Below are 7,732 nucleotides of genomic sequence, written 5' to 3'. Positions count from 1 at the left end.
TGCACACCACAGCCGGCTGAAGGGTTGGATCGCCCGATTCCATGGCGTGGCGACGTCCTATCTGCCGAACTATCTGGGCTGGTTCCGCGCCTTGGAGCGGAACGCCCAAACGGGCGCAGGAGCCGCAGCGCTGCTCAGGTTAGCCATGGCGTGAGCGAATCAACCACAATCAACGCGAACAGCGCCAAGAAAAACCCCGCCGGAGCGGGGTTTTCCGTTTCAGTACCGCGGCTTGGATCAGAAGAACACGCGGAGGCCGGCGCTGAAGTTGCGGCCCATCAGCGGGGCCACGTCCTTCAGGAAGGACGTATGCAGGCGGGCTTCCTCGTCGGTGAGGTTGCTGCCCTGCAGGTAGGCTTCCCAGCCGAAGGTCTGCGTGTCCCAGTGGTAGGCGACCTGCGCATTGACCAGGGTGAAGCCGTCCGTCGCCGTCTCGCCGTCAGCCACGTCGTCCTGCGAGCGGTAGCGCACGGCACCGAGGCCGGCGCGCCAAGCGTCGAGGCTCCAACCGAGGTCGAGGCCGAAGCGGCCCGGGGCGATGCGCGGCAGGTTGCCGCCGGCATCCAGTTCAGCGCTCACGCCGTCGGCGAAGCCGCGCAGCGTCCACGTGCCGTTCGCGGCCTCGGCCAGCGTGACCGTGCCTTCGATCTCCCAGCCGCGGAAGTCGGCGTCGGCCTGCGTCCAAACGCGCACCGGCAGGTCGTCGATCTCGAGGCCGGTGTTGGCGAGGTAGATGAAGTCGTCGAAGCGCGTCTGGTAGATCGCGGCGCGGCCTTCGAAGCGATCGCCGTGCAGGTGCACGCCGAGCTCGGCGCGATCGGCGGTCTCGGTGTCGAGGAACGGGTCGCCGATCTCGTAGGTCGAAGTGGCGACGTGCGTGCCTTCGGCGAACAGTTCCTCCGCGCCCGGGGCGCGCTCGGCGCGGTCGAGGTTCAGGGTCAGGTGCCACAGGTCGGCCGGGGCCCAGCGCAGGCCGATCGAGCCACTGTTGGTGTCGAAATCACGCTCGACGAGCCCGTCGACCATCCCGACGTCGATGCGGTCGTGGCGCGCGCCGAGCTCGAGCTTGAAGGCGCCGAACTCGCGCTCCTGCATCACGAACAGGCCGCGGTCGCGGCTGGTGCTGGCCGGCACGAAGGCCTCGTCGCCGATGGCTTCGAAATCACGGTCGCTGTACTGCAGGCCGACGGCGCCATTCCAGCCCCAGATCTCGTTCTGCACGGCTTCGAGGCGGGCTTCGCTGGCTTCGTTGATGAAGCGCGTACCGATCTCGGCGCCTTCAAACTCGACGTGCTCGTAGTCATTGAAGGTGGCATGCACCACGACCTGCTTGAGCGGGCCGAGGTCGTTCACGCCGAAGCGCACGTCCGAGCGGTCCTGGTCGAGTTCGATGCGGACGCCGCCTTCTTCCTCGCCACCGTGGGCATGGCCGCCCGGAATGCCGTAGTCGGTGCCGTAGTTCGACAGCGAAGCGCCCCAGAACACGCGGTCACCGATGTAGGCGAAACCACCGGCCAGCGAGCGGCTGTTGGTGGCCGAGTTCTCCAGCGTGCCGCGCTCGAAGCTCGCCGGGTTCTCGCCTTCGGCGATTTCCTCGGCGCGGTAGTCGGCGGAGTAGACGTAGTCAGGCACGTCGATGTCGGCGGTGTCGCGCAGCAGGCCGTCAATGTGCCAAGCCCAGTTGCCGCTGCCGCCATCGAGTCGGATCAGACCGGCCTTCTCGTCGTTGCCCGTGCCCGTGCGCAGCTCGGCGCGGCCGGAAACGAAGCGCTCGCTGCGCTCGGTCGGGATGCGGTGGTCGACGACGTTGACGGCGCCACCGATGGCGCCATTGCCGAAGAACAGGTTGGCGGGACCCTTCAGCACTTCGATGCTGTCGGCGAGGAAGGGCTCGATGGAGACTGCGTGGTCGACGCTGACGGTGGAAACGTCCAGCGTGGACAAGCCGTTCGCCAGCACCGAGACGCGCGCACCGTCGAGGCCGCGGATGATCGGGCGGCCGACGCCGGGGCCGAAGTGGCTGCTCTGGACGCCGGGCAGGGAGGCGACCGTTTCGCCCAGCGTGCCGCTGCGGCGGTCGTCGAGGGCGACGCCGGCGAGGACGTCGACCGGACGCGCGAGTTCGTCGAGCGCGGTGTCGAGCGGACTGGCAGTGACCTTCACCTCGTCGAGCTTGCGGGCTTCCTCGCGTGCGGCCTGCGTGGCATGCGGATGGGACGCGTCGGCGGCGAAAGCCGGTGCGGCAAGCGCGGCGGCGACGGACAGGGCGAGGGCGGAACGCACAAGCGATCGGGTCATGAACGGCATCCGGGTGGAGTGGGGTAGTGAAACGGGGGTTTAACCCCTGATGTTATAGTATTGCGTCTCTAGCTCAACCCGTCCCGGAAGTCATGCCGCGCTCCCTCCCTGCGACGAACCCGTCCGCGGAAGCGCGCGGGCGCTGGTACGACCGGCTTGGCGCGACGGCGGCCACCCTGTGCGCGGTGCATTGCGCCGTCCTCCCGCTGGCCATGGCCTTTCTCCCGGCACTCGGCCTCGAGTTCCTCGCCTCGCACGCGTTCGAGGGCTTCTTCCTGGCCTTCACCACCGTGTTCGCCGTGCTTTCCGTGGGCCACAGTCTTCGCGCGCACGGCCGCTTCTTTGCTTGGCCACTGCTGCTCACCGGGCTGGCGATCCTGTTCGCGGAGCGCTTCGTCCCGGCGATTCACGACCATGCCCTGCTGCATGCGCTGACGATGACGACGGCGGGGACGCTCGTGGCGGTAGCGCACTTGCTGAACCTGCGCCTCGCGCACGGGCAGGCGGCCGAGGCCGCCTGTGAAGCCCATGCGCATGCTCATGACGCTGGTGCTACACTCCCGCCCCTTTCCGATCAACCCCACAAGCATTCAGGAGTGTCCCATGGGTAAGGGTGACCGCAAGACCGCCAAGGGCAAGCGCTACAACGCGTCCTATGGCAACGCCCGTCCGCACCAGTCGGTCGTCAAGGCCGGCACGACGGCCGTGAAGGCCGCCCCGGCCAAGGCGCCGGCCGCGAAGAAGGCCCCGGCCAAGAAGGCTCCGGCCAAGAAGGCTTCGGCCTGATCGCCACGGGCCGGGTCCCGAGCCCGGCCGGATGCGGCGCCTGCTCCTAGGTGCCGCCATGAACGCCCCGCCTCGCGCGGGGCGTTTGCGTTGAGGGGAAACGGTTCCTAAAGTCGCCGGCACCCCCTCGCACGGAGACTGCCGATGACGCGCTGGACGATGCTGTCGATCACCATCCTGGCCCTGTCCGGCCTCGTGGCCTGCGGAGGCTCGCCATCGGGCGATTCATCGACTGCCGCTCCGGAGGCGGATGCGGCAGCCGCCCCGGCGGCTACCGTGGTCGATCCCGAATTCGAGCAGCTGAAATCGGTGGTGCCGGTGGACGCCTGCGCCTGGCTGCCAGCGGAGAAGCTGTCCGCGGTCTATCCGGACCTCGCTTTCGAGCTGGTGCAGAAAGTCGAACCCCGCATCAGCGGCTATGTGTGGGACTCGCGCTGCACCTACAACGCCGGCGTCGGCACCATCGAGTTCGCGAAGGACGCGCCCACCCATACCGTGGAAATCTTCGTCGCGACGCCGGTTTCGACGGCGAAGGCCCTCGCCAACCTGGCCTCGCGACGCGAACTTGCCGCCACCACGATGAGTTTCCAGCCGCAGCCTTCGCTGGGTGAGCAGGCTTACAGCACCAGCGAAACCGGCGTGGGCACGATCTACTTCGTGAAGGGGGGCAGCGAAGTGCAGATCAATGTCTCGGAGCTGCAGAGTCCGAGCGCCGAGAAGATCCAGAAGGCGATCACCCTCGCCCAGTCGCTCTGAGGGCGATCAGGCGCCGTTCGAGGACAGGCGGCGTCCGGCGGACCAGAGCGCCGCCGGCCTCACGGCGCCCAGCCAGTAGCAAAGCTCGGCCGGGTGCCGCACTGGCCACAACGCGAGGTCGGCACGCAGGCCGGCGGTGATGCGCCCGCGGTCGGTCAGCCCCAGCGCGGTGGCGGCGTGGTGGGTCGCGCCGCGCAGGCTTTCCTCCGGCGTCAGGCGGAAATGCGTGCAGGCCAGCGACATCGCCAGCGGCAGCGAGCGCAGGGGCGAGGTGCCCGGGTTCAGGTCGGTGCTGACCGCCATGGGCACCCCGTGGCGGCGGAAGGCCTCGATGGGCGGCTGCTTCGTCTCGCGCAGGCAGTGGTAGCTGCCCGGCAGCAGCACCGCCACGGTGCCAGCCGCGGCCATCGCGGCCACGGCGTCTTCGCCGGTGTATTCGACATGGTCGGCCGAGAGGCCATGGAACTGGGAGACCAGCGCGGCGCCGCCGCCGTCGCTGAGCTGGTCGGCATGCAGCTTCACCGGCAGGCCGAGCGCCCGCGCGGCCTCGAACACCCGGGCGGTCTGCGCGGCGTCGAATCCGATGCGCTCGCAGAACGCGTCGACGGCATCGACGAGCCCATCGGCGTGCAACGCGGGCAGCCATTCGATGATGGCGGCTACGTAGTCGTCTGCGCGTCCGGCGTATTCCGGAGGCACGGCGTGTGCGCCGAGGAAGGTGGTGCGGACCGTGATGCCGAGCATCTCGCCGATGCGCCGGGCGACCCGCAACATCTTCGCCTCGTCGGCCAGCGTCAGGCCGTAACCGGACTTGATCTCCAGCGTGGTGCAGCCGCTCGCCACCAGCGCTTGCGCGCGTGGCAGCGATTCGCGAAGCAGCGCGTCATCGTCGGCGGCGCGCGTGGCGCGCACCGTCGAGAGGATGCCCCCGCCGGCCTTCGCGATGGCTTCGTAGCTCACGCCGTTCAATCGCTGCTCGAACTCGCCCGCGCGGTCGCCGGCAAACACCAGGTGGGTGTGGCAGTCGATGAGTCCCGGCGTGAGCAGGGCCTGCTCGCCGTCGACCGGATCGAGGCCGCGATGCTCGTCGGCCATGGCGTCGAGCTGCCCGGCCTGCGCGATCCGGCCTTCCACGACCGCCACTGCGGCGTCCTCGAGGGGTGCGTAGCCTCCCGCGCCGTCGAGCGTGACCAAGCGGATGTTGCGCAGCAGGAAGGTCGAAGGCGCCACGAGGGAGTTCGATCGATGGGGAAGTCGCGAGCATACCGGCGCAGGCTTTAGCATGTGGGCCTCCCGACGCGAGCCGATCCAATGACCCTGCTGCAGGCCGATGCGCTGTTCGATGGACGCGAGTGGAGCGCGGCGGCTGCGCTGCCGGTCGATGTCGCGACACGCGCGGCCTGGGTGGTGCCGGGCATCGCCAACCTGCATTCGCACGCCTTCCAGCGCGCGATGGCCGGCCTCACCGAGCGCCAGCAGTCGGACGCCGACAGCTTCTGGACCTGGCGCGAGTGGATGTACCGTTTCGCCGCCATGCTGTCGCCGGACGACGTGCATGCCATCGCGTGCCAGCTCTACATCGAGATGCTGGAAGCCGGCTTCACGAGCGTGTGCGAGTTCCACTACCTGCACCACGACATCGACGGCCGGCCCTATGCGCGGCCGGCTGCGATGGCCGAAGCGATCATCGCCGCCGCGCAGTCCGTCGGACTCCGCCTGACCCTGCTGCCCGTTCTGTACCAGCGCGGCGGCTTCGACGGCCGCGCGCTCTCCGAGCGCCAGCAACGCTTCGGCCATGGCACCGATGCATTCGTCCGCCTCGTGGACGACCTGCGTCGTGCGTCATCGGGGACGCCGGGCGTGCGCGTCGGCGTGGCCTTCCACAGTCTCCGTGCCGTGACGCTGCCGACGATGCGCGAGGTGCTCGCCGCCCTCGACGAGCCCGGCATGCCGGTGCACTTGCACATCGCCGAGCAGCAGGCGGAAGTGGCCGATGGCCTGGCCACGCACGGCCGGCGCCCGGTGCAGTTGCTGCTGGACGAGTTGCCGGTCGATGCGCGCTGGACCCTGGTGCACGCGACGCACCTCGATGAGGCGGAAATCCGCGGCGTCGCCGCCAGCGGCGCCACGGTGGCGATCTGCCCGACGACGGAGGCGAATCTCGGGGACGGCCTGTTCTCGCTTCGCGCCTTCCTCGCGGCGGGCGGGCGCTATGGCATTGGTTCGGACAGCCATGTGTCGGTGTCGCCGATCGAGGAACTGCGCTGGCTGGAGTATGGCCAGCGGCTGGTGGAACAGAAACGCAGCCGCGCGCTGCTTGGGCCGGGCAGCAATGCCGAGGCCATGCTGCGCGCCGTCGCGGCGTCCGCGGCGCCATCGACCGGACAGGCCGTCGGCGTGCTCGACGCGAGCTCGGCCGTGGACGCCCTGGTGCTCGATGCCGAGGCGCCGGCGATGGTGGGCGCCACCCCCGAGGACGTTCTGGACCGCTGGGTGTTCTGCGGCAACCGTCCGCTGGTGCGCGATGTGTTCGTCGGGGGACGACGCGTTGTGGCGGAGGGCCGCCATGCGCAGCGCGAATCGGCGGCTGCCGGCTACGCAGCGACGCTGCGCCGCCTATTGTCGGCCTGAGCGCCGCGCACCAGCGCCTGTCCGGCGGCGATGACGTCGCTGAGCACGCCGGCTGCGGTGATGTCGGGTCCGGCGCCCGGGCCGCCCAGCCACAGCGGCCGCTCGTGCTGCAGGTCGGTCTCGATGCGCACGAGGTTCTGCCCGGCGGGCAGGGTGGCGAACGGCGAGGTGGCGTCGAGCTCGCGCAGGGCGATGCGCGCTCCCGCCGCATCGACTTCGGCGAGGATCGTCCAGCGCGTGCCGGATGCTTTGGCGTGGGCGATGCGCGCGGCCCAGCGGGCGTCCTCGGCGTCTAGGTGCGCGGCCCATTGGTCGGGATGGCTGGCGGCGCATTCGGCGAACGGCGTCACCGACACCTCGTGCGGCTCGAGGGCGAAGCCGGCTTCGCGGGCCAGCACCAGCAGCTTGCGCACGAGGTCGTCGGCACGCAGGTCCTCGCCGGCGTCCGGCTCGGTGTAGCCGAGCGATTGCGCTTCCGCGAGCGCAGCGGAGAAGCGCTGGCCGCTGTGCAGGCGCTCCAGCAGGAAGCTCAGCGAGCCGGAGAGCACGCCCTGGATGGCGCGCACGCCTTCGCCGCGCAGCGCGAGGTCGCGCAGGGGGCCGAGGATCGGGATCGCCGCGCCCACCGTCGTTTCGAAGCGATACGGGGCGCCGCTGGCCGCGGCGGCCCGCTGGATCTGACGGTAGAACGCGAGCTCGCGGGCGTTCGCACGTTTGTTGGCCGTGGCGATGCCGAGGCCGCTGGCCAGCCACTCGGGGTAGCGTGCCGCGATGGCGTCGCTGGCCGTGCAGTCCACCACCAGGGCCGGCGCCTGCCGCGGCGACTGCAGGTGCGCGAAGAGGGCTTCGATGGCGTCCTCGCGGCGCGGCTGCAGGACGGCATCGAGTTCCGTTGGTGCGAGGCCTTCGAGGTCGTAGGCGAACCCCCGGCGGTCGAACGCGGCGAGCAGTCGAAGGTCGATTCCCGCGCGCCGGGCAATGGCGGCGTGCTGCTCGGCGAGGCGGCGGCGGAACGCGGTGCCGACCTGGCCTCGGGCCCCGACGAGGACGAGGTCGAGGCGGGCGGCCGGGCGCGCTCCGGAGGGCGAGGGAAGGCGGGACAGCGGCATGGCGGGAGCTCCATATATCGTTCAATCAAGATGAAGCGATATATGTTTCTCGTCCACTGACGATTTGGCATAAGCCGGGTGGGCGCTGTCGTGGGCCGCAGGCCCGGGCGCCACGAGCGGTGAACGGAATGGGCACGCGGGGTTAACCCGCC

At 70.0% G+C, this 7,732-nt stretch carries 7 protein-coding genes and 1 pseudogene; 5 read left to right on the top strand and 3 right to left on the bottom strand.

Annotated elements, in window-relative coordinates; genetic code table 11:
- Window positions 1–154: pseudogene (locus O9255_RS10550) on the top strand (IS1595 family transposase); the annotation flags it as partial.
- 83 nt (window positions 155–237) lie between these two features.
- Here O9255_RS10550 and O9255_RS10545 read toward each other — a convergent pair.
- On the bottom strand, window positions 238–2,298 hold the full coding sequence (locus O9255_RS10545; RefSeq protein ID WP_297866806.1) for a TonB-dependent receptor: 2,061 nt from the start codon (window positions 2,296–2,298) through the stop codon (window positions 238–240).
- A 92-nt stretch (window positions 2,299–2,390) separates the two neighbouring features.
- Between O9255_RS10545 and O9255_RS10540 the strand changes: the two genes are divergently transcribed.
- The 3 genes from O9255_RS10540 (at window position 2,391) to O9255_RS10530 (ending at window position 3,840) form a co-directional block, all read left to right on the top strand.
- Window positions 2,391–2,909 (top strand): MerC domain-containing protein, encoded by a 519-nt coding sequence (locus O9255_RS10540; RefSeq protein WP_297866805.1) that lies wholly within the window; start codon window positions 2,391–2,393, stop codon window positions 2,907–2,909.
- On the top strand, window positions 2,902–3,084 hold the full coding sequence (locus tag O9255_RS10535) for a 30S ribosomal protein THX (protein ID WP_297866804.1): 183 nt from the start codon (window positions 2,902–2,904) through the stop codon (window positions 3,082–3,084). Before O9255_RS10540 ends, O9255_RS10535 begins: the two co-directional genes overlap by 8 nt.
- 144 nt (window positions 3,085–3,228) lie before the next feature.
- Window positions 3,229–3,840 (top strand): hypothetical protein, encoded by a 612-nt coding sequence (locus tag O9255_RS10530; RefSeq protein WP_297866803.1) that lies wholly within the window; start codon window positions 3,229–3,231, stop codon window positions 3,838–3,840.
- A gap of 6 nt (window positions 3,841–3,846) precedes the next feature.
- On the opposite strand, the gene hutI is transcribed toward O9255_RS10530, so the two are convergent.
- Window positions 3,847–5,070, bottom strand: coding sequence for an imidazolonepropionase (hutI, locus tag O9255_RS10525; protein ID WP_297866802.1), 1,224 nt, complete (start codon window positions 5,068–5,070; stop codon window positions 3,847–3,849).
- 81 nt (window positions 5,071–5,151) lie between these two features.
- Between hutI and O9255_RS10520 the strand changes: the two genes are divergently transcribed.
- Complete coding sequence (locus tag O9255_RS10520; RefSeq protein ID WP_297866801.1) at window positions 5,152–6,471, top strand: formimidoylglutamate deiminase; 1,320 nt, start codon at window positions 5,152–5,154, stop codon at window positions 6,469–6,471.
- Here O9255_RS10520 and O9255_RS10515 read toward each other — a convergent pair.
- The gene (locus O9255_RS10515; protein ID WP_297866800.1) at window positions 6,435–7,580 is read right to left on the bottom strand and encodes a hypothetical protein; all 1,146 of its coding nucleotides are present in this window, start codon (window positions 7,578–7,580) and stop codon (window positions 6,435–6,437) included. The two genes, O9255_RS10520 and O9255_RS10515, sit on opposite strands and share 37 nt — an antisense overlap.
- Window positions 7,581–7,732 lie beyond the last annotated feature (152 nt).

The sequence above is a fragment of the Silanimonas sp. genome, assembly GCF_027530345.1.
GTDB lineage: Bacteria > Pseudomonadota > Gammaproteobacteria > Xanthomonadales > Xanthomonadaceae > Silanimonas.
Note: the sequence above shows the minus strand (reverse complement) of the source record. Positions and strands in the feature narration are given on the sequence as shown.

Coding starts and splice junctions, on each gene's coding strand:
- O9255_RS10545 (WP_297866806.1), bottom strand. CDS start 2,298: ATGACCCGATCGCTTGTGCGTTCCGCCCTCGCCCTGTCCGTCGCCGCC.
- O9255_RS10540 (WP_297866805.1), top strand. CDS start 2,391: ATGCCGCGCTCCCTCCCTGCGACGAACCCGTCCGCGGAAGCGCGCGGG.
- O9255_RS10535 (WP_297866804.1), top strand. CDS start 2,902: ATGGGTAAGGGTGACCGCAAGACCGCCAAGGGCAAGCGCTACAACGCG.
- O9255_RS10530 (WP_297866803.1), top strand. CDS start 3,229: ATGACGCGCTGGACGATGCTGTCGATCACCATCCTGGCCCTGTCCGGC.
- O9255_RS10520 (WP_297866801.1), top strand. CDS start 5,152: ATGACCCTGCTGCAGGCCGATGCGCTGTTCGATGGACGCGAGTGGAGC.
- O9255_RS10515 (WP_297866800.1), bottom strand. CDS start 7,580: ATGCCGCTGTCCCGCCTTCCCTCGCCCTCCGGAGCGCGCCCGGCCGCC.